This window comes from Bordetella genomosp. 10 (assembly GCF_002261225.1).
In the GTDB taxonomy this organism is placed as follows: domain Bacteria; phylum Pseudomonadota; class Gammaproteobacteria; order Burkholderiales; family Burkholderiaceae_B; genus Bordetella_C.
Genome location: NZ_NEVM01000005.1, coordinates 1146400 through 1166312, shown reverse-complemented (window position 1 = coordinate 1166312; position 19913 = coordinate 1146400). Strand labels below are relative to the sequence as shown.

Genomic DNA, 19913 nt, shown 5'->3' with positions numbered 1-19913 from the left:
TGTCGGGAGGGCGTTTCAGGCGGAGACGGGCGCGGTGCGGGTCTTGCGGAATACGTTCTTGACGAGGATCTTGCCGTCGCGGAACGTGAACAGGTCGACGCCGTCGACCTCGATGCGGGCGCCGTCGGCGGCGGTGCCCGTGAAGGTCCATTCGGAGACGCCGCGGTCGCCGTGCACCCAATGGCGGCCGTTTTCCCATTGCGCGTCCGGCACGTTCTGCCAGGCCGACGCGAAGGCGCGCGCCACGGCCTCGGCGCCTTCGTGGCGCGCGCCGCAGGCCAGGGGGCCGGCGGCGGTTTCGAAGACGCAGTCTTCGTGCATGAAGGACATCAGCGCCGGCAGGTCGTGCCGGTTCCAGGCCGCGCTGAAGGCTTCGAGCGTGGCGGCGTCGACGGCATTGGTCATGATGTTTCGTTCCTCTTGGTTCCGATGGATGGGATCAGGAGGAAGCGTTGCATGGACCGCCGCGGCGTCCATAGAGCCAGTTGCCGGTGGCTATGGTTCCAGGGGCTTCGGCGCACGCTGCCGTGCATGGCGCACCGGGATATGCACCATCATGCGCCGATGGCGCGGGCCGGCCGGCCGCTTTTGCGGATCAGCGCATCGTGACGAATTCTTCCGCCGCCGTCGGATGGATGGCCACGGTGTCGTCGAAATCCTTCTTGGTGGCGCCCATCTTCAGGGCCACGGCGAAACCCTGCAGGATCTCGTCCATGCCGTAGCCGATGCCGTGGATGCCCACGATGCGCTCCTCGGGCCCCACGCACACCAGCTTCATCTTCGCCGGCTGCCGGTGCTTGGTGACGGCGGTGTACATGGCGGTGAAACCCGACTGGTAGACCTTGACCTGGTCGTCGCCGTAGCGGGCGCGCGCCTGCGGTTCGGTCAGTCCCACCGTCCCGATGGGCGGATGGCTGAACACCACCGACGGAACGTTTTCGTAGTTCAGGTGTTCGTCCGGCTTGTCGTTGAACAGGCGCTCCGACAGGCGCCGGCCGGCCGCCACGGCGACGGGCGTCAATTCGATCTTGCCGGTGACGTCGCCCACCGCATAGATGTTGGGCACGTTGGTGCATTCGTATTTGTCGGACTCGATGTAGCCGCGCGTGTCCAGGCGGACGCCGGCCGCCTCCAGGTTCAGGCCGCTGGTGTCGGGAACGCGGCCGATGGCCCAGACGACGCAGTCCACCACGCACATCTCGCCGTTGCCCAGTTGCAGCGTCAGGCTGCCGTCGGCGTTCTTCACCACGGCCTTGGGCACGGCGCCCCGATGGACCTTGGGACCCTCGGCGTCCATGACCTGCATCAGCGTTTCCCGCAACATGGGATCGAAGTTGCGCAAGGCGGAATCCTGGCGCACGAACAGATGGGTTTCCGATCCCAAGGCATGCAATACCCCCGCCAGTTCGACGGCGATGTAGCCGGCGCCGACCACGGCGGTGCGGGCCGGCAGGCCCGGCAGCTCGAAGAACCCATCGGAATCGATGCCGAGCCGGGCGCCGGGAATGTCCGGCCACGCCGGCTGCGTGCCGGTGGCGATGAGGATGTGGTCGGCGGTGACGCGTTCGCCGCCGACCTCGATGGTGCGCGCGTCGACGAAGCGGCCATGGCCGCGGATGACGTCGACCTTGTTGCGGTCCAGGCCGGCCTCGTAGGACGCGTGGATGCGGCGGATATAGGCGCTGCGGTTCTCGATCAGGCGGGCCCAGTCGAAGCGCTCGATCTTGGTGTCGTAGCCATAGTCCGGCCCGTAGAGATGAATGGCCTCGGCGATCTGCGCCGCGTGCCACATGACCTTCTTCGGCACGCAGCCGACGTTGACGCAGGTGCCGCCCAGGTCCTTCGCCTCGATCAGCGCGCATTTCCTGCCGTACATGGCCGCCCGGTTGACCGAGGCGATGCCCCCGCTGCCGCCGCCGATGGCGATGTAATCGTAGTGCTTCATCTATGGATACCTTGAAATGTGGGGATTCCTGCGGCGCGGGGGCGGATCGTCGTTCCCGGCCATGGCAGGCCGAGTATCGCATCTCCGATCCGGAAAGGCCCGAAAACAGGCCCGGCAGCGGGGATAATCGCGTTCCGGCCGGCCAGGGAAACCGCCTGGCGGCGGAGATCAGGCGGGCGCCGCGAGCACGCGGCGGCGTCGACGCGCGGCCGCCCGCGGCCCGTCCACGGGCTTCAGCCCTGTCCCGGAGGCGCCGTGCCGTCCTGCGCGTCCTGGGCTGCGAAGATTTCCTCGGCCGCGTGGAAGGCCGCGTTGGCCGCGGGCACGCCGCAATAGATCGCCGTCTGCAGCAGCACCTCCTTGATCTCGTCGCGGGTGACGCCGTTGTTGCGGGCCGCGCGCAGGTGCAGCTTCAATTCCTCGCCGCGATTCAAGGCCACCATCAGCCCTATCGTCAGCAGGCTGCGCGTGTGGCGCGGCAGGCCGTCGCGCGTCCAGATCTCGCCCCAGGCATAGCGCGTGATGAGATCCTGGAATTCCTCGTTGACCGGGCTCAGGCGCCGCAGCGACCGGTCCACGTGCTCGGCGCCGAGCACTTCGCGCCGGACCTGCAGCCCGGTTTCGTAGCGTTGGGTGTCATTCTGGGGGGAGGGCAAGGCAGTCTCCGTGAGTCTGGATATTCCGCGTCGCGGCCGCGAAACGCGATGTGCGCCCAGTGTAGCGGCACGAGACATCGCGCTTGCCCGGGCCGGCCCATCCGGCAGGCCGGCTGCTTCCAGCGCCGGCGGGACCCTACGCCGCGGCGGGCCGCACGCAGGCCAGCGCGGCCAGGGCCAGCAGCAGGGCTGGCACGGTATAGATCCAGACCGGCGACACCAGCGGCAGCACCAGGCCGGCGAGCAGGGGCCCGGTGCCGGCGCCGATGTCGCGCCAGACCGATCGCGCCGCCAGCGCCTGCACGCGCCCCGGGCCCGGCGTGCGCATGGCGACGATGGGCGGCAGCAGCGGCAGTTGCAAGGCGCGCAACACGACGATGGCGGCGGCGCAGCTCCATATCCAGCCCACGCCGAAGCCCACCAGCACCACGGCGGTCAGCAGCGACAGGGCGACCAGCACGCGTTCGGCCCCGAAGCGCTCGGCCATGCGGCCGCCGATGGGGCTGAGCACGATCTCGCCCAGGTAGCGCAAGGCCAGCACCGCGCCGGCGACGACGACCGAGCCGGCCGGCATCAGGTCCTTGCCCAGGTAGGACAGGCCGATGATGAACAGGCCATCCAGCGTGAAGCCTTCGAGAAAGGACCAGGTATCGAGGCTGCCGGGCAGGCGCAGGCGGCGCCGCGCGGCGGGAACCGGGTGGGGGAGGCTGGGCAGCTTGTGCGCCGCCAGCAGGCCCAGCAGCGACGTCAGCGCCAGGATGAAGAAGATCGTCCGCGGGCCGTAGAGATCGGCGAGCCAGGCGCCCAGGGGCAGGGCCACCACGGGACCCATCGCGATGATGGCGCGCGAGCGGCCGTTGCGCCGCGCCGAGCCGCGCGGGTCGGCCGTGGCCATGGCCTGCGTGGACAGGTTCAGCGCCGCGAAGGCCAGCCCCCACAGCAGGCGCAGGGGGACCAGCGCCCAGAAACCCGACAGGGTCGCATAGCCCAGCGCGCTGATCGCCGCCGCCCCCGCGGCCAGCATGCAGGTCGGGCGATCGCCATGGCGCGCATAAAAGCGCGCCACCCATCCGTAGCCGGCGATCCGTACCAGGCGGTTCGCCGCCAGCAGCACGCCCGCCTGCGCCAGCGTCACGCCGAAGTGCGCGGCATACATCGGCAGCAGCAGGTACAGCACGGTATCGCCGGGCAGCGTCAGCGCCAGCGTGGCCGCGGCGCGGCGCGAATTCGATTCGGTGGCGGGAGAGGCTTCGAGGGCGGCGGCGGCGTTCGTCATGATGGCCGCCATGGTGCGCATATTTCACCGGGATGACAAACGATAATCGCGCGCACCATGAGTGATAAAATCTCACGCATGGCCGCTCACCTTCCCCTGAACGCCGTCCGCGCTTTCCTGGCCGCCGCGCGCCGCCAGAGCTTTACCCTGGCCGCCGCCGACCTGCACGTCACGCACGGCGCCATCAGCCGGCAGGTGAGAAGCCTGGAAGATTACCTGGGCGTGGCGCTGTTCGAGCGGCGCGTCAGGCAGGTGCGGCTGACGCCCGCCGGCCAGCAGTTCCTGGCGGAAGCCGGACCCGCCCTGGACCAGGTCGCCGCCGCGGCGCGCCAGGTCATGGCGCAGGCCTCGGGGCGCGCGGTGCGGATCAACGTGCGGCCGACCTTCGCGGTGCGCTGGCTGATTCCCCGCTTGTCCGATTTCGTCGCCCAATATCCGGGCATCGAACCTCAAATCCTCACCAGCATCGCGCCGCCCAACGCGCCCGACCTTTCCTACGATATCGCCATCCGGCGCGGGCTGGAGAACTGGCCCGATACGCTGGGCATGCATCCTTTTCTCGAAGACGAGGCCTTGCTGGTGGGCGCGCCGCGCCTCATGCGGGGCGTGACCGAGCCGGCCGCGCTGGCGTCGCTGACGCTGTTGCTGGCGAAGACCCGCCGGACGGATTGGGAGGACTGGAAAAAGCACCTGGGCATCCGCCGCTTGCGTCCCAAGGCCCAGATTCTGTTCGACCATTCCCATTTCGTGTTGCAGGCCGCCATCGACGGGCTGGGCTACACCATCGCGCCGGTATCCCTGCTGGCCAACGACCTGACCGACGGGCGGCTGGTGTGCCCGCTGCCCGACCTGCGCCTGCCCATGGTCCGCTACTACTACGGCGTCCATCCCTCGGCCAGCAGCGAAACGCATCTTTTCAGCCGCTGGCTGGACAGCCAGGCGCGCCAGCCGGCGATGCCTGCCTGAGAACGCCCGCCTGAGGCGCAGCTCCCCGACCAGGCGCCGGGCGCCGGGCGTGTCTCCCATGCGCGGCTGCCCCTCCGGAGGCCTGCCTCGTTCCCCCGATGCGGCTTTGCCTCGCCGGGGCGTAAAGAATCTGTCGCAGGTCGGAACCTGCCGCAAGGATCTGCAACCCACTCGGATCTTTCGCTATGGGAATCAGGGGACAGGAAGTGGGAAATTCGCTCAGCATGCGCAGGCGGCCGTCATCATGCGGTGAAGCGCGACACCAGGAATCCATCGGGTCGCGCGATCGCGTTCCTCTCGCCCCCTCGATGCGAGACTGGCCTTATGTCCATCCCACGGCGAAGGAGGCTGGCCATGGGTAATATCGCATCGTGCGTCATGCCGCCGAGCACGGCATCCGCCGGCGACAGTGCGTCCAGCGTCTCGATGCTGGACGACTACCTGCGTTCGGCGCCGCAGTTCGATATCCCGTTCACCGCCGAAGCCGGTGCGCCGCGCGCGCGCATGCACCCGTCCTGCCTGCCGGCCGCCGCGGAACGGCGCCGGCCGTCCCTCGATGGCCTGCCGACGGGTGACGCGCCGGCGAACGCTAACGCACCCGTCATCGCGTGGTGCTACAGCGTGGGCGAAGACGGCCGCGAGCCGGATCGCCAGGGCATGGATTACCTGGCTTATTTCCTGCGGAAGAAAACGGGCAGCCCGGATTGGCTGGTCGTTCCCGATGAGGATGCGCAGCCCGAAGGCTACGGCAAGACGCACAATCAGCTATGCCAGTTGATGCTGGCCTTGAAGGGCATGGGCCATGAGGAAGGGCTCGCGTATCTGAAAAGATACGACAGCGTGGCGTCGACGCCGTTGCCCGCGGCGCCCTTGCCCGCCATGAACCGATTCGAACTCGCCGAGGAAATACGCGGTTATCTGCGGGAGTACACGGGCATCGTCCTGCAGCTCGGCGAAAAGGCGATGGTGATTTCGGCGATCGGCATCGGAGAGCGCTTCGGGCGCGGTTGGCTCACCGTACAGGACCCCGCGACGCGGTCCTGCGTCGCCGTCTTCGATCGGGAATTGGCCGGCGCCATTCCCCGGCTGTGTCCGCCCGCGCCAGTTTCCGGCCTGCGCGCCGGTCCTGACGTGGGGCCTGTCTACCGCGACTGCATGGTGAGCTATCTGCCCAACGGCAGCTACGTGAACAGAGGCTATGAGACGGAGTAGCGGAATCGGAACAGGAGGATCGGAGCAGGAAGAACGGAAGGGAACGGAACAGGCGAACAAGCACCCCGGCCCGCAGGGCATGGAAGTTGCGGTTCCAGGAATGCAGGGGAAGGCCGGCCATTTCCGCGTCTTCCCGATATTCCCGCAATCGCCACAGGAGATACGCCATGAAGCCGACCGATCACCGCACGCCGGGCCTGCCCGAGAACCCGGACATCCCCACGCCCCACACGCCGGACCCTTCCACGCCGCCCGGCCTGCCCGACGTCGATCTTCCGCCGGATACGCCGCCGCCCGCCAGCCCGGATCCCGAAATCCCGTCCCCGCCCACCCCTCGTCCCGCCGCGCCCGACGGGGGATGGGTGGCCTGAGCCGTTCAGCCGTTCAGCCGTTCAATCGTCCAGCGCCTCGTCCACCACGCCGCGGCCTTCGTCCCCGCCGCGCGCCTGGCGTTCGCGGCGATGCGCGCGGGCGCGTTCCGCCAGTTGCCGGTAACGGTCGGCGATCTCGTCCAGTTCCTCGTCGTCCAGCTCTTCGATATTCACCAGGCGATTGTCGGCTTGCGCGATCGCGCACAGCAGCTCGTCCAGTTTCAGGTGAACGGCGTGGCTGTCCTTGTTCTGGCTCTGCTGGATCAGGAAGACCATGAGGAAGGTGACGATGGTGGTCCCGGTGTTGATGACCAGTTGCCACGTCTCGGAGTAGCCGAAGACGGGCCCGGTGACTGCCCAGAGCACGACCAGGCCGAAGGCGATGCCGAACGCCAGCGGCGAGCCGGTCCACGTGGTGACTTGGGCGGCGAAGCGTTCGAAGAGCGCATGCACCCGCGAGGCGTGGCCGGGACGCAGTCCCATGCGCCGGCGGGAGGGCGCCACCTTGCGCCGCGGGGCCCGGTCGCCGGCCGCGGAAGAAGTGGAAGGAGGAATATCCCGGTCCGGGGAAGAGGGAGGCAGGGTCGTCATGTCGCGGGTCCAAGGCCAAAGACGGATGGGCTGGAGCAAGGCTTGTGCCGCCTCCCCGCGCGGCGCCTATTTGCCCAGCAGATTGTCCAGCGCATCTCCCAAGCCCTTTACCGCGTCCCCGACGCCGCCGGCCACGCCTTCCACGCTGACGCCCAGGGCCTTGGCGAAGCCGGCGGTGATGCGCGTCGCCAGGCTCTCGTCCATCGAGAACTTGGGATCGTGCAGATTGCCGCTGACCGAGAAGTCGAAGCTGATCTGGCCCTTGTGATTCTCCATCGCGGCCAGCACCGCCTTGCGCGGCAGCGCGAGCAGTGGCGCGTTGCCCTCGCTGAACTGGAGGTCGGCGAGCGTGATGCGGCCCTGCGCGTGCAGTTGTTCCTTCTCGACCTGCGTGCGCATGTCCAGGTCCGTCCGGCCGCCGGCCAGCCCGGCCGGGGAACGGCGCTGCAGATAGGGCGCGACCAGGGCCACGTCGACGCTGCGCAGGCGGGTCTGGATATCGGCATCGTGGCTGGGCAGGGCGACCCAGCCCTCCAGTTCCATTTTGCCGCGGCGGTTCTTGCCCACCATCTGGCCTTCCGCGTGCAACTGCGTGCGCACGTCCGCGGCGGGCTGGCGGATGGGCCCGATGTCGGCATCCACGCCGTCCAGCGGCACCCGGTAGGGCGGCGTGGCGACGGTGGCGTCGTAGAAATCCAGGTGGCCGCCACGCAATTCCAGTTTTTCGATGTTGACCGGATGCCGGCGGCGCGGGCCGTCACCCCCGTCCTTGTCGTCGCCGGCGGTTTGTCCGCCATGGTGCTCGCGCAGGGTCGGCATGTAGCGGATGGCGCCGTTGCGCGGCCGCAGGATGGTCAGGTAGTAGTCGCTGACGGTAATGCGTTCCAGCGAAATTTCATCGGACAGCAGCGAGCGCCAATGGGGCACGACCACCACGCGGGCGGCGCGCAGCGTCTGGCGGGCCGGCCAATCCGGCGGCGCGCCCACCTCGACGTTCTCCAGCACGATTTCGGCGAGGCCGACGTGGATGCGCTCGGCGTGGCCCTCGTCGCCCAGGACGGCGTTGATGCGCCCCACGACCATATGGGTCGCCAACCCTGCGCCGGCCGCCACCAGCGCGATGACGAGCACGAGAGCGAGCAGGACGATCTTGACGGGCTTGGTCATAGGTTCTCTCATCCGGGTGCATGCCGTGCAAGGGCGTGCGGTTCAAGGACATGCCGTTCCCGCGCCCGCCGCTCACACGCTCACAGCTTGGCACGGCGGCCGCGCGCCGCCAACCCGCCGGAAGCCGCAATCCGCCTCGCGGCGGACGTCGGGCCCGCGGCCTGCGGGCCCGGTTGCCCGGGCGCACGGGCGCACGGGCAGCGGACAGGCGAGGGCGCCATGTTAGGATGCGCGGGCTTCGCCGGCCTCGCGGCCAGTCCCGGGGCGCTTGCCGGGGGGTGCCCCCGCCTTGCGCGCTATCGGAGGCTTACCGTCCCCGCCGGCATCCGTACAGACAAGCGAGGAAATCATGGATACCGATGAAAAACTGGCCCTGGTCGCGCAGACCATTGCCCATCAAGGCGGGCAGATCAGCGCGCTTGCCAGCGCATTGCTGTGCACGCTGCACGTCGCGCGCGGCACGCCTGGATTGAGCGAGGCCATCGAGGCGCGCCTGGCGCAAAACCACGCCAGCCTGACGGCCCGCTCGGAAAGCCCGGAATATCTCGCGGGCTTCGAGGGCATGCGCGAGCAGATCGCCGCGGCCTTGAAATAAAAACCGCTGGCGTAAAAGCCGCTCGCGCCGCCCGTTCAGTGCGGTTTCACCGCCTGGCTGGCGCCTTCGCCGGGCAGCAGGGCGTCGAGGATGGAATCCCCGAACGCCTCGCCCAGGCCCAGGGCGCGCCTGCCCGCCGGCGTCACCGCCAGCCCCGGCATGCCGGGCTGGCGCGCCAGCAGTCCCCGTTCCAGCAGCAGGTCCGTATGCGGGTTGGCCGCCACCGGCCCGCCGGCGTGGATGGCCTTGAGCACCTTGAGTTGTTCCTGAGTCAGCATGTGTGTCCTCCGTGCGGGCCGTGGCAGTGGAACAACGCCACCGTGGGTGTTCCTGCTCCGTACCCTGTTTTTATGAACAGGATTAGCATTTATCATGCCTGACTAGGGTTCCATAGCGGCCAGGATCCGCCCCTGTTTTTACCGAACCCCTATCGGGGCCTGCGGGTTATTCCGACTTAACCTTTAGTAATTCTAGGGTTACAAAATATTCCGCGTATTGTCACGACACGCGGCTATGCTCCTTCAAAACGAGAGGGGTTTGTAGTGCACCAGAATCATTCGATCTACAAAGGTTTTCGCCTGACCGCCAAGGTCGCGCGAGGTTTGCAAAGCACCGGCCATATCGAGAAGCCCTCCGGGCCCGTCTTCACAGCGGTCGTGGAGGTCGTGCCCGCCTCCTTGCAGCACGAGGACGCCGATACGTATCCCATTCCCTGCTTCGTCGACGGCGGCTTCGTCTACAGCCCGGCCGAAGCCGTGCACGCGGCCGTCTCGCACGGCCGCGAAATCGTCGATGCCTTGACGGGTTTCCCGGCGCGCTGAGCCCTGTGGCGTGCAGCGCCGCCGCCGTGCCGGCAGACTCGCCGCGCCGGCAAGCCTATAGCGGCAAACCCATGGGCGGCAAGCCTATAGCTGGCTGGCCCCGAAGGTGTCGCACTGCTTGATATCGCCCGTGTCCAGCCCGCGCTTGAACCAGCGCACGCGTTGCGCCGAGGTGCCGTGGGTGAACGCATCCGGCACCACATAGCCCTGGCTGCGCTTCTGCAGCCTGTCGTCGCCGATGGCGCTGGCGGCGTTCAAGGCCTCTTCGACGTCGCCCTGTTCCAGGATGTGGCGGGCGGAGTCGGCATGCTTGGCCCAGAGGCCGGCGAAGCAATCCGCCTGCAGTTCCAGCCGCACCGACAGCGCGTTGGCCTGGGAGGGATTCTGCCGGCGCAACTGGTCGACCCGGTCGGAAATACCGAGCAGGTGCTGGACGTGGTGGCCGACTTCATGCGCGATGACGTAGGCCTGGGCGAAATCGCCGGGGGCCTGGAAGCGCTGCTTCATCTCATCGAAGAACGACATGTCCAGGTAGACCTTGCTGTCGCCCGGGCAGTAGAAGGGCCCCATGGCCGCCTGGCCGGTGCCGCAGGCGGTAGGCGTGGCGCCGGTGTACAGCACCAGTTTGGGATCGGTGTAGGGCATATTGCCGAACTGCTTGAACAACTGCGTCCAGGTATCCTCGGTTTCACCGAGCACCTTGGCGACGAAGCGCGCCCGGCTGTCGTCGGCCGGCGGCGCGTGCGCCGGGGCCTGCTGTTGCTGGGTCGGGGCGCCGCCGCCGCCCGCCAGTTCCAGGATGATGCGGGGGTCGACGCCGAAGTACACGGCCACCAGGGCCAGCACGATGGTTCCTATGCCGATGGTGCCGCGTCCGCCTATCATGGGGCCGGAGCCGCGGCGGTCTTCCACGTTGTCGCTTTCGCGCGAATCGTCCAGGCGCATAAATCTTCTCCTTCAGGCATGTGCACGCGCGAATGCCGTAATACGGAATGTTAGGATAATCGCATGGCGCAATTTTTCTCCGTACACCCCGCGAACCCCCAGCCTCGCCTGTTGAAGCAGGCCGCGCAACTTTTGCGCGACGGCGGGCTGGCCGCCGTTCCCACCGATTCGAGCTACGCGGTCATCGCGCGGCTGGACGACAAGGCCGCCGCCGATGGCCTGCGCCGCTTGCGCGGGCTGGACGAGCGGCATCATCTTACGCTGATCTGCCGCGATCTGGCCCAGATCGGCCATTTCGCCAGGGTCGACAACCGGCAGTACCGCCTGCTGAAAGCGGCCACGCCCGGCCCCTACACCTTCATCCTGGAAGCCACGCGCGAAGTGCCGCGGCGGGTGTCCCATCCGTCGCGCAAGACCATAGGCATCCGGATTCCCGAACACCCCGTCACGCTGGGGTTGCTGGAGCTGGTGGGCGAGCCCCTGCTGTCGACCACCCTGATCCCCGAGGGCGAGACCGAAGCGCTGAACGACGGCGAGGTCATCCGCGAACGCTATGAGCACGAACTGGCGGCGGTGATCGACAGCGGCGCCTGTCCCAAGGAATCGACCACGGTCATCGACCTGACCGGCCCCGAACCCCAGGTGCTGCGCCGGGGCCGCGGCGATCCCGCCTTGCTGGGAATCGGCTGATCCATGGACGATCTCATCCGGTCGATCGCCATCTACGCGATCCCTGTCATTTTCGCCATCACGCTGCACGAAGCGGCGCACGGCTACGCGGCGCGCGCCCTGGGCGACCCGACCGCCTGGCAGATGGGGCGGATCAGCCTGAACCCGGCCCGCCATATCGATCCCGTGGGGACCTTGCTGGTCCCCTTGCTGATCCTGCTGGCTTCCAAGCTGCTGGGCAGCCCGGGCCTGTTGTTCGGCTGGGCCAAGCCGGTGCCGGTGGATTTCGCACGCCTGCGCCGTCCCAAGAAGGACATGCTGTGGGTGGCGGCGGCGGGGCCGGGCGCCAATCTGCTGATGGCCATCCTGTGGGCCATCGTCCTGCGCCTGCTCTCGGAGGCGGGCGGCCTGGACGGGTTCTGGCTGAAGATGGCCTCCGCGGGGGTGATGGTCAACCTGGTGCTGATGGCCCTGAACCTGCTGCCGGTGCTGCCGCTGGACGGCGGGCGCATCGTCTTCAGCCTGCTGCCCCACAAGCTGGCCTGGCAGTATTCGCGCATCGAGCCCTATGGCACGCTGATCGTGCTGCTCCTGCTGTTCAGTGGGTCGCTCAGCTATTTCATGCACCCCTTCCTGGCGCTGGGCGGGGCCATCGTTAGCTGGTTCCTGTAAGAAATTTCCTCCGGGCGGCCCTGAAATCGGCAGCTTTCTCCATGATTGGCGCCTGCTTGCTAGGAATTTTGCCGGTATCCGGTAAACTCCCGGGTTTTACGGATTATGGCCGCGGACAATCCCGTCCCGGCCCTGGAGCCCCTCCACGATGGCATCCTCGGCAAACGCCGCTGGCGTAACTTTTCAGGGCAGCATGGTGGCCCTGGTCACTCCCATGCATCCGGACGGCACGCTGGACTACGCCAGCTACCGCAACCTGATCGACTGGCACGTGGCCGAAGGCACCGATGCATTGGTCGTCGTCGGCACCACCGGCGAATCGCCGACCGTGTCGATGGACGAGCATGCCGAGCTGATCCGCGTGGCGGTGGAGCACGCGGCGGGCCGCATCCCCGTCATCGCCGGGGTGGGCGCCAACTCCACGGACGAAGCCATCCACCTGGCGCGCCACGCGAAGTCGGTGGGCGCGCAGGCCGGCCTGTCCGTCGTTCCCTACTACAACAAGCCCAGCCAGGAAGGGCTGTACCGCCACTTCCGCGCGATCGCCGAGGCGGTCGACCTGCCGACCGTGCTGTACAACGTGCCGGGCCGCACCGTGGCCGACATGAGCAACGAGACCGTGCTGCGCCTGGCCCAGGTGCCCGGCATCGTCGGCATCAAGGACGCCACCGGCGACATCGGCCGCGGCGCGTTGCTGCTGCGCGAAGCGCCGGCCAGCTTCCAGGTCTTCAGCGGCGACGATCCCACCGCGGCGGCGCTCATGCTGCTGGGCGCGCGCGGCAACATCTCGGTGACGGCCAACGTCGCGCCGCGCCTGATGCGCGATCTCTGTGCAGCGGCCCTGGCCATGGACGTGGCCAAGGTGCGTGAACTCAACGCCCGTCTTGCGCGTCTCAACAAGGCGCTCTTCGTCGAGGCAAACCCAATTCCCGTGAAGTGGGCGATGGCGAAAATGGGGCGCATGCCCCTGGGCTATCGCCTGCCGCTGGTTGAACTTGGCGACCAGCACCACGCGACGGTACAGGCCGCGCTCCAGGACGCTGGCCTGCTCTAAAGGATTTATGAGGATACGTATGAATAAGCGCTATGCCGGCTTGTCGGCATTGATTACCCTGGCCTTGCTGGCCGGTTGCAGCGAAGTCAATCAGTTCCTGGGCAAAGAAGAATCCATCGATTACAAGAGCGCCAGCACCCAGCACGTCGACCCGCTGAGCATCCCGCCCGATCTTACCCAGGCCGCCAACGATCCGCGTTACCGCACGCCGGCCACGGGGTCGACCACTTTCTCGCAATACCAGGCGCAATCGCAGGCGCAGGCCGCGGAAAGCAAGACCAACAACGCGGTCACCAGCGGCGTGCTGCCGCAACGCTCGGACATGCACGTCGAGCGTGACGGCGACCTGCGCTGGCTGGTGATCGACGCGCCGCCGGACCAGGTGTTCCCGAGGATCGTCGACTTCTGGACCAACAACGGCTTCACCATCGAGACCAACAATCCGGCCGCCGGCCTGATCGAAACCAATTGGGCGGAGAACCGCGCCAAGATTCCGGAAAGCTGGCTGCGGCAGGCCCTGGGCATGCTGATCGAGCAAGCCTACGATAGCGGCGAGCGCGAGAAATTCCGCACCCGGATCGAGCGCGTCAACGGCCACACCGAGATCTACATCAGCCACCAGCACATGGTGGAGAAGGTGCTGGGCAACCCCAACGTCGATTCCACCAACCTCCAGTGGACCTTCGGCAAGGAAGACCCGGGCCTGAACGCCGCCATGCTGGCGCGCATGATGGTCTTCCTCGGCACCGATACGGACCGGGCCAAGACGCTGGTGGCCAGCGCCGAACAGGCGCCGCAGCGTCCGCAGGTGCAGGACATCCGCGCCGACGGCGCCTTGCTCAACGTCAACGAGTCGTTCGACCGCACGTGGCGCCGTGTCGGCGTGGCGCTGGATTCGGGCGGTTTCACGGTGGACGACCGCGACCGTTCGGCCGGCGACTACTTCGTCCGCTACTTCGACACCGACACCGGTATCCAGAACGAACAGCCCGGCTTCTTCAGCCGCCTGTTCTCCAGCAGCGACAAGAAGGCGCAGGCGCCGCAATACCGCGTCCACCTGTCCGGCCAGGGCGACACCACGCAGATCACGGTGCTCGACACCAACGGTCAGCGTGACAACTCGCCGACGGCGCAACGTCTGCTGGGCGTGTTGCGGGACAAGATGTAGACGGCGTGGCGCCGTCCCTGTAAGGGTGACGCCCAATAAGCGGGCCGCCTCCTGGCGACAGGGGCGGCCCGTTTTGCATGAGGGCGTAGTTGCGCTACCGGCGGCGCTAATCGCGCTGTATCCCGATTGCCGGCGTCAATGGCGCGTTCCTGGCGCCATTCCTGGGACCAGGTATCGGGGTTGCCGATTACTGGCGTGCGCCGATCGCCAGGCGGTTGAAGGCGCTCATCAAGGCGACGGCGAAACTCAGGTCGGAGATTTCCGCGTCGCTGAAATGCGCCTTGAGCGGCGCGAAATCCTTGTCGCAAGCATGCGTGCGGGCGACGTCCGCCAGCGATTCCGTCCAGGCCAGGGCCGCGCGCTCGCGCTCGTCGAAGTGCCCGCTGACGCGCCAGCCCGCGACGCTGTCGAGCTTGGCCGGCGGCATGCCGTCGGCGCGCAACGCCGCCGAGTGCATTTCCAGGCAGAAGGCGCAGCCGTTGATCTGCGAGAGCCGCAGGTAGACCAGGTCGACGAGCTGCTTGCCCAGGCTGCTCCTGGAAAGGGCTTTCTTGGTGGCGATGAAGCCGGCGTAGGCCTCGGGGGACAGGGTGTTGTAGGCGAAACGCAGGGTACTCATGAATTGGCTCCTAGGCAAAGCGAGGGGACGCCTTTCACGGCATCGCGCGGTTCCTCGATGCCATCACTCTAGGGAATTCATGCCGTACCGAAAAGAGGCAAGATTTGCTTGATGGACTAGGCCATGTCCGAGATACCCCCGAGGGGGCGTTTTCGCCTTGGGGCGGCCCGGCGGAAAAAAAGGCCGGGCGCAAGCCTCGGTACTTATCCAGGGCGTAGCGGAGCCGGCTTTGCCGGTCCGCCAACGCCGCCCCCTTGAGGGGGCCGCGCGCAGCGCGGTAGGGGGTGGGCCCATCCTTCCGGTCCGCCAACGCCGTCCCCTTGAGGGGGCCGCGCGTAGCGCGGTAGGGGGTGGGCCTCCCCTGGCCGGGGGGAATCTGCGATCGCGGGATTACTTCGGCGCGGTCGTGGTGCTGTCGGTGGTGCCGCCCGTCGACGGGGCCGGGGCCGTCGTGCCGTCGGTGGCCGGCGGCGTGGTCGTCGGGGCGGTCGTGGAAGGCGCGGTGGAGGAGGGGGCCGTGGTGGAGGGAGCCGAACCACCCGCCGGCGCCGCATCCTCCTTCTTGTTGCACGCCGTCAGCGAGACGGCGAGGATGGAAGCGAGGATCAGGGTTTTACTCATCATGAGCGGTTCTCCTTTTAAGTGAATCGGTTCTGCGAGATTTCCCGCGCCGCGAGCCAGCGCCACGAGAAACAACCGTCTCAGGCTAAAGGAAAGGACCGAACGATTGAGTAGGAAAATTAAAGCTTCCTCGTCCCAAAGGAAAAAGGCCTTGCGGTAGTGTGTCGTGTTTTTCCTGATGTGACGCCGCGCCCCGGGACGGCGGGACTTTGTGGCGTCTGGAAACCTACACCGCTTGCGATGCGCCGCATCGTCTGGGCGTGATCGAGAAAGGCGGCCGCATACGACGCCCGAGGGCAGCCTCATACGCACGAGTGTGGCTGCATAAGCCCGAGGGGCCGCCTCATACGCACGCCGCGGCCCGCCATCCGCCCGTCAATCTTCCACGTAGCGCAGCCACCCGTCGTCCAGCCACTGCGCCAGCGCGTCCTGCTCCGCCTCGCTGGGGCGCGCGCCGGCGCATGCGATCGCGCGCTCGTCGGCCAGGCGGCGCATCAGCGCCGAGGGCGCGACCGGCGCGACTTCGCCGTTGATGAAAAGCTGGCGCTGGCGGTAGAGCATGCGGCTGCGCCGGTCCAGCACCAGCCGGCCCTGTCCGGGCCATGCGGCGGCGAGGTCGACGTCCTCCGGCGGCAAGCCGTCGAAGACGGCGCTGGCCGCCGGTTCGGTCAGCCAGCAGCCCAGGAAGCGGGTCGCCAGCGCCTGGTCGAAGCGCAGCTTGCCGACCGCGGCCAGCGCGGCGTCGACCAGCGCTTCCGGCAGCGCCGCGGGCTGGGCGACGGCGGGCTGGCCCGGGTCGCGGTAGACGCCCTTGAGGTCGGGGCCGGGCAGCGGCGGTTCGGCATAAGGGCCCGCGGGCTGGCCGGCGCGCGCCATCACCTGTTCGGCCGCCGCTTCCAGCATGCCGCGGGCAAGCACCGCCTGGCTCGGCGAGCGAAAGCCGATGGAGATCGTCATGCAATCGCCCACCGCGATGCCGTCGTGCGCCACCTGCGGCGGCAGATAGAGCATGTCGCCCGGCGACAGGACGTGGTTTTCCTCGGGCCGGAAGTCGCGCAGGATCTTCAGCGGCAGGCCGGGCGCCAGGCTGAGATCGCGCTGGCGGCCGATGCGCCAGTCGCGCTGGCCGACGGCCTGCAGCAGGAACACGTCGTAGCTGTCGAAATGCGGACCCACGCCGCCGCCGTCGGTGGCGATGCTGATCATGAGGTCGTCCAGGCGCGCGTCGGGGATGAAGCGGAACTGCTGCATCAGCGCCGCCGCGGCGTCGTCGTGCAGGTCCACGCCTTGCACCAGCAGCGTCCAGCCCGGCTCGCCGGCCTTGGGCAGGCGGGCGAAGGGGCCTTGTTCCATCTGCCATGCGCCGTTCTCGCGCCAGATCAGGCGCGCCTCGACGTCGTCGTTGCGCGCCAGGCGCTTGATGCCGGCGATGGTGAGCGGGGGCTGGAAGGCCGGAATGGCCTGGCGGATCAGCAGCGGCTTGCGCTGCCAATAGCGGCGCATGAAATCGGCGGGCGTGCGTCCGCCGAGAAGTTGCAAGGGCGTATCGGGATTCATGGCGGTCCGGGGTCTGCCGCGCCTCAGCGCACGGCGGCCTTCAGGCGATAAAGGGCGTCCAACGCTTCGCGCGGCGTCAGGCTGTCGGGATCGATGGCGGCCAGTTCGTCGCGCAGCGCGGCCAGCGCTTCCTGATCGGCCGCCGCCTCGGCCTGGGCGGACGCCGCGGCGTCGGCCTGCGCGGCGGCGGCGAACAGGCCCAACTGGGGCGTTGGCGCGCCTTGCGCTTCCAGGCGCTCGAGTTCGCGCGTGGCCTGGCGGATGACCGCGGGCGGCACGCCGGCGCGCTGCGCGACCTGGATCCCGTAGCTGCGGCTGGCAGGGCCTTCGCGCACTTCGTGCAGGAAGACGATGCCGTTGGCGGACTCGGCCGCCGCCAGGTGGACATTGGCCGCCGTCGGCTGTTCGGCCGGCAGCCGGGTGATCTCGAAATAGTGGGTGGCGAACAGCGTCAACGCGCGATTGTGCGTGAGCAGGCGCAGCGCGATGGCCCAGGCCAGGGCCAGGCCGTCGTAGGTCGAGGTGCCGCGGCCGATCTCGTCCATCAGGACCAGGCTGGCGGGCGTGCTGGCGGCGAGGATGGCGGCGGCCTCAGTCATCTCCATCATGAAGGTGGAGCGGCCGCCCGCCAGGTCGTCGGCGGCGCCGATGCGGGTGAAGATGCGGTCGATGCGGCCGATGCGCGCGCGCGTGGCGGGCACGTAGCTGCCGGTGCGGGCGAGCAGGACGATGAGCGCGATCTGGCGCATGTAGGTCGACTTGCCGCCCATGTTGGGGCCGGTGATCAGCAGCATGCGGCGCGTCGCGTCCAGGCGGCAGCTATTGGGCGTGAAGCGTTCGATGGCGCGCTCCACCACCGGGTGGCGGCCCGCCTCGATGTCGATGTCCGCGTCGTCGGCCAGTTCCGGCGCGCACCAGGCATGGCGGCGTGCGTGGTCGGCGAGCGAGGCCAGGCAGTCGAGTTCGGCCAGCGCGCCGGCGCATTCGGACAGGGCGCGCACGTGGACGGCCAGCGCGTCCAGGAGTTGTTCGTACAGCCATTTCTCGCGCGCCAGCGAGCGGTCTTGCGCCGACAGGACGCGGTCTTCCCAGGTCTTCAGTTCGGGCGTGATGTAGCGTTCGACGTTCTTCAGCGTCTGGCGGCGGCGGTAGTCTTCCGGCACCTTGTCGGCCTGGCCGCGGCTGACCTCGATGTAGAAGCCGTGCACGCGATTGAACTCCACGCGCAGGTTGGCGATGCCGCTGCGCTCGCGCTCGCGGGCCTCCAACTGGATCAGGAAGTCGCCGCCGTCGGTGGCCAGGGCACGCAGTTCGTCGAGGTCGCCGTCGTAGCCGGCCGCGATGACGCCGCCGTCGCGCACGGCCGCCGCCGGTTCCTCGGCGATGGCCTCCCGCAGCAGATGGGCGATGGCGGGATCGAGGTCCAGCCGCGCCGCCAGTTCGGCCAGGCGCGGCGAGCGCGTCAGCGGCTGCACGGCGTCGCGCAGCGCGGGCAGGGCCGCCAGGGCGTCGCGCAGGCTGGCCAGCTCGCGCGGGCGCACCGAGCGCAAGGCCACGCGCGTCGAGACCCGTTCGAGGTCGGGATAGCGGTGCAGCGCGTCGCGCAGGGTTTCCAGCGGCGTGGCCGCGGCATAGCCGGCGCCGTCGTCCATGCGGTCGGCCAGCATCTCGGCGATCGCCGTCTGGCGCGCCAGCACCGGCGCGTTCTCGCGCAGCGGATGATGCAGCCAGCGCCGCAGCAGGCGGCTGCCCATGGGCGTGCGGCAGCCGTCCAGCACGGAAAACAGCGTGGGCGCTTCTTCGCCCGACAGCGTCTGGGTCAATTCCAGATTGCGCCGCGTGACCGGGTCGAGCAGGACGAACTCGCCCAGGCGCTGCGCGCTCAGGCTCTGGATATGGGACAGCCCCTGCGACTGCGTGCGCGCGGCGTAGCGCAGCAGCGCGCCGGCGGCGCAGATGGCGGCCGGCATGTCCTCGACGTCGAAGCCGGCCAGGTTGTCGGTGCGGAAGTGGGCCAGCAGGTGCTGGCGCGCGCCGTCGCTTTCGAAATGCCAGTCGGGCACGCGGGTGCGGGCGCCGTCGAAGCTGAAATCGAATTCGGCGCAGTCGGCGTAGATGACTTCGGCCGGCGCGATGCGGTGCAGCTCGGACTCGATCTGCGCCGGCGCGCACTCGGTCACGTGGAACTCGCCGCTGGCCAGGTTCAGCCAGGCGATGCCGGCGCGGGGCGTGCGGCCGCCGCTGACGTGCACGGCGGCCAGCGAACGGTCCGCCTTGGCCGGCAGCAGGGCCTCGTCGGTCAGCGTGCCGGGCGTGACGATGCGCACGATGCGCCGCTCCACCGGCCCCTTGCTGGCGGCCGGATCGCCGATCTGTTCGCAGATGGCGATCGACTCGCCCAGGGCGACGAGGCGGGCCAGGTATTGCTCCATGGCATGCACCGGCACGCCCGCCATCGGAATCGGCTGCCCGGCGGAGCTGCCGCGCTTGGTCAGCGTCAGGTTCAGCAGCCGCGCGCCGCGCTCGGCATCGTCATAGAACATTTCATAGAAATCGCCCATCCGGTAGAACAGCAGCAAGGGACCCGCCTCGGCTTTGAGGCGAAGATATTGCTGCATCATCGGCGTGTGCGTGGATAGGTCTGTTTTGTCCATGAAAATCAAGTGCTTGGAATTCCGTCGTTCGATTCTTGGGCCCTGTCCTGGCGGTGGCTAGTTCGTGTCGTTGCCTGCTAGCGGCCATTGCCCGGTCTTCAGCATGAATAGCTCGAAAAGTCCGGGGGGCATTCTGCGATCGCCGGCTTCCCACTGCTGCCAGGTCCGCAATGAGGCTTGAACCGTAAGCGCCGCCTTGGTCTGGGTCAGCCCCGCGGCGTCGCGCGCTTTCCTGATGGCGGCCGGTGCGGGACTATCGAGTTTCCGCGGAGGAAGCATAAGACACCATGCAGCAGGGGGCACGGGATGGGCGGCAAATATGATGCAACGCATTATATGCTCAACGCGCGTATA

At 68.2% G+C, this 19913-nt stretch carries 21 protein-coding genes; 9 read left to right on the top strand and 12 right to left on the bottom strand.

From position 1 onward, the window contains the following. Window positions 1-15 precede the first annotated feature (15 nt). The 4 genes from CAL29_RS21425 to CAL29_RS21410 form a co-directional block, all read right to left on the bottom strand. Window positions 16-405: a nuclear transport factor 2 family protein gene (locus CAL29_RS21425; protein WP_094855021.1), complete on the bottom strand. Its 390-nt coding sequence runs from the start codon at window positions 403-405 to the stop codon at window positions 16-18. A gap of 190 nt (window positions 406-595) precedes the next feature. Next, window positions 596-1945 carry a glutathione-disulfide reductase gene (gorA, locus tag CAL29_RS21420; protein ID WP_094855020.1) on the bottom strand — a complete coding sequence of 450 codons (1350 nt, stop codon included), beginning with the start codon at window positions 1943-1945 and terminating at the stop codon, window positions 596-598. 233 nt (window positions 1946-2178) lie between these two features. Further along, the gene (gene pcaC, locus CAL29_RS21415) at window positions 2179-2601 is read right to left on the bottom strand and encodes a 4-carboxymuconolactone decarboxylase (protein ID WP_256977657.1); all 423 of its coding nucleotides are present in this window, start codon (window positions 2599-2601) and stop codon (window positions 2179-2181) included. Between the two features lie 136 nt (window positions 2602-2737). Beyond that, window positions 2738-3877 carry an MFS transporter gene (locus tag CAL29_RS21410; protein WP_094856814.1) on the bottom strand — a complete coding sequence of 380 codons (1140 nt, stop codon included), beginning with the start codon at window positions 3875-3877 and terminating at the stop codon, window positions 2738-2740. A 57-nt stretch (window positions 3878-3934) separates the two neighbouring features. Here CAL29_RS21410 and CAL29_RS21405 point away from each other — a divergent pair, with 57 nt between their 5' ends. From CAL29_RS21405 to CAL29_RS21395, 3 genes are all read left to right on the top strand, one after another. After that, entirely contained in the window at window positions 3935-4843 is a 909-nt protein-coding gene (locus CAL29_RS21405) for a LysR substrate-binding domain-containing protein (RefSeq protein WP_094855018.1), read from the top strand. 354 nt (window positions 4844-5197) lie between these two features. After that, window positions 5198-6055, top strand: coding sequence for a hypothetical protein (locus CAL29_RS21400; protein WP_143277713.1), 858 nt, complete (start codon window positions 5198-5200; stop codon window positions 6053-6055). Between the two features lie 167 nt (window positions 6056-6222). Further along, window positions 6223-6426 carry a hypothetical protein gene (locus CAL29_RS21395; RefSeq protein ID WP_094855016.1) on the top strand — a complete coding sequence of 68 codons (204 nt, stop codon included), beginning with the start codon at window positions 6223-6225 and terminating at the stop codon, window positions 6424-6426. A gap of 21 nt (window positions 6427-6447) precedes the next feature. On the opposite strand, the gene CAL29_RS21390 is transcribed toward CAL29_RS21395, so the two are convergent. Both CAL29_RS21390 and CAL29_RS21385 read right to left on the bottom strand, forming a co-directional pair. After that, complete coding sequence (locus CAL29_RS21390) at window positions 6448-7017, bottom strand: low affinity iron permease family protein (RefSeq protein WP_373559802.1); 570 nt, start codon at window positions 7015-7017, stop codon at window positions 6448-6450. 66 nt (window positions 7018-7083) lie between these two features. After that, window positions 7084-8184: a DUF748 domain-containing protein gene (locus CAL29_RS21385; protein ID WP_179284132.1), complete on the bottom strand. Its 1101-nt coding sequence runs from the start codon at window positions 8182-8184 to the stop codon at window positions 7084-7086. Between the two features lie 349 nt (window positions 8185-8533). Here CAL29_RS21385 and CAL29_RS21380 point away from each other — a divergent pair, with 349 nt between their 5' ends. Then, the gene (locus tag CAL29_RS21380) at window positions 8534-8779 is read left to right on the top strand and encodes a hypothetical protein (RefSeq protein WP_094855013.1); all 246 of its coding nucleotides are present in this window, start codon (window positions 8534-8536) and stop codon (window positions 8777-8779) included. Between the two features lie 35 nt (window positions 8780-8814). Here the strand turns inward: CAL29_RS21380 and CAL29_RS21375 are convergent, their stop codons facing one another. Then, the gene (locus tag CAL29_RS21375) at window positions 8815-9057 is read right to left on the bottom strand and encodes a hypothetical protein (RefSeq protein ID WP_094855012.1); all 243 of its coding nucleotides are present in this window, start codon (window positions 9055-9057) and stop codon (window positions 8815-8817) included. A gap of 264 nt (window positions 9058-9321) precedes the next feature. On the opposite strand from CAL29_RS21375, the gene CAL29_RS21370 reads away from it, so the two are divergent. Next, the gene (locus CAL29_RS21370; protein ID WP_094855011.1) at window positions 9322-9600 is read left to right on the top strand and encodes a hypothetical protein; all 279 of its coding nucleotides are present in this window, start codon (window positions 9322-9324) and stop codon (window positions 9598-9600) included. An 84-nt stretch (window positions 9601-9684) separates the two neighbouring features. Here the strand turns inward: CAL29_RS21370 and ypfJ are convergent, their stop codons facing one another. Further along, window positions 9685-10545: a KPN_02809 family neutral zinc metallopeptidase gene (gene ypfJ / locus CAL29_RS21365; protein WP_094855010.1), complete on the bottom strand. Its 861-nt coding sequence runs from the start codon at window positions 10543-10545 to the stop codon at window positions 9685-9687. A 63-nt stretch (window positions 10546-10608) separates the two neighbouring features. Between ypfJ and CAL29_RS21360 the strand changes: the two genes are divergently transcribed. The 4 genes from CAL29_RS21360 to bamC all read left to right on the top strand — a co-directional run bounded on the left by CAL29_RS21360 (window position 10609) and on the right by bamC (window position 14108). After that, window positions 10609-11235 carry an L-threonylcarbamoyladenylate synthase gene (locus CAL29_RS21360; protein WP_094855009.1) on the top strand — a complete coding sequence of 209 codons (627 nt, stop codon included), beginning with the start codon at window positions 10609-10611 and terminating at the stop codon, window positions 11233-11235. Between the two features lie 3 nt (window positions 11236-11238). After that, on the top strand, window positions 11239-11886 hold the full coding sequence (locus CAL29_RS21355; protein WP_094855008.1) for a site-2 protease family protein: 648 nt from the start codon (window positions 11239-11241) through the stop codon (window positions 11884-11886). Between the two features lie 148 nt (window positions 11887-12034). Next, the gene (gene dapA / locus CAL29_RS21350) at window positions 12035-12940 is read left to right on the top strand and encodes a 4-hydroxy-tetrahydrodipicolinate synthase (protein ID WP_094855007.1); all 906 of its coding nucleotides are present in this window, start codon (window positions 12035-12037) and stop codon (window positions 12938-12940) included. A 19-nt stretch (window positions 12941-12959) separates the two neighbouring features. Then, window positions 12960-14108 (top strand): outer membrane protein assembly factor BamC, encoded by a 1149-nt coding sequence (gene bamC / locus CAL29_RS21345; RefSeq protein WP_094855006.1) that lies wholly within the window; start codon window positions 12960-12962, stop codon window positions 14106-14108. A 187-nt stretch (window positions 14109-14295) separates the two neighbouring features. Here bamC and CAL29_RS21340 read toward each other — a convergent pair whose 3' ends face one another. The 4 genes from CAL29_RS21340 to mutS all read right to left on the bottom strand — a co-directional run bounded on the left by CAL29_RS21340 (window position 14296) and on the right by mutS (window position 19559). Next, complete coding sequence (locus CAL29_RS21340; protein ID WP_094855005.1) at window positions 14296-14727, bottom strand: carboxymuconolactone decarboxylase family protein; 432 nt, start codon at window positions 14725-14727, stop codon at window positions 14296-14298. Between the two features lie 390 nt (window positions 14728-15117). After that, window positions 15118-15351, bottom strand: a complete 234-nt coding sequence (locus CAL29_RS31670; protein WP_179284131.1) for an endopeptidase — start codon at window positions 15349-15351, stop codon at window positions 15118-15120. Window positions 15352-15723: 372 nt separating this feature from the next. Beyond that, window positions 15724-16905 carry a cupin domain-containing protein gene (locus CAL29_RS21330; protein WP_094855003.1) on the bottom strand — a complete coding sequence of 394 codons (1182 nt, stop codon included), beginning with the start codon at window positions 16903-16905 and terminating at the stop codon, window positions 15724-15726. Between the two features lie 23 nt (window positions 16906-16928). Further along, window positions 16929-19559: a DNA mismatch repair protein MutS gene (gene mutS, locus CAL29_RS21325; RefSeq protein WP_444979151.1), complete on the bottom strand. Its 2631-nt coding sequence runs from the start codon at window positions 19557-19559 to the stop codon at window positions 16929-16931. Between the last annotated feature and the right edge of the window lie 354 nt (window positions 19560-19913).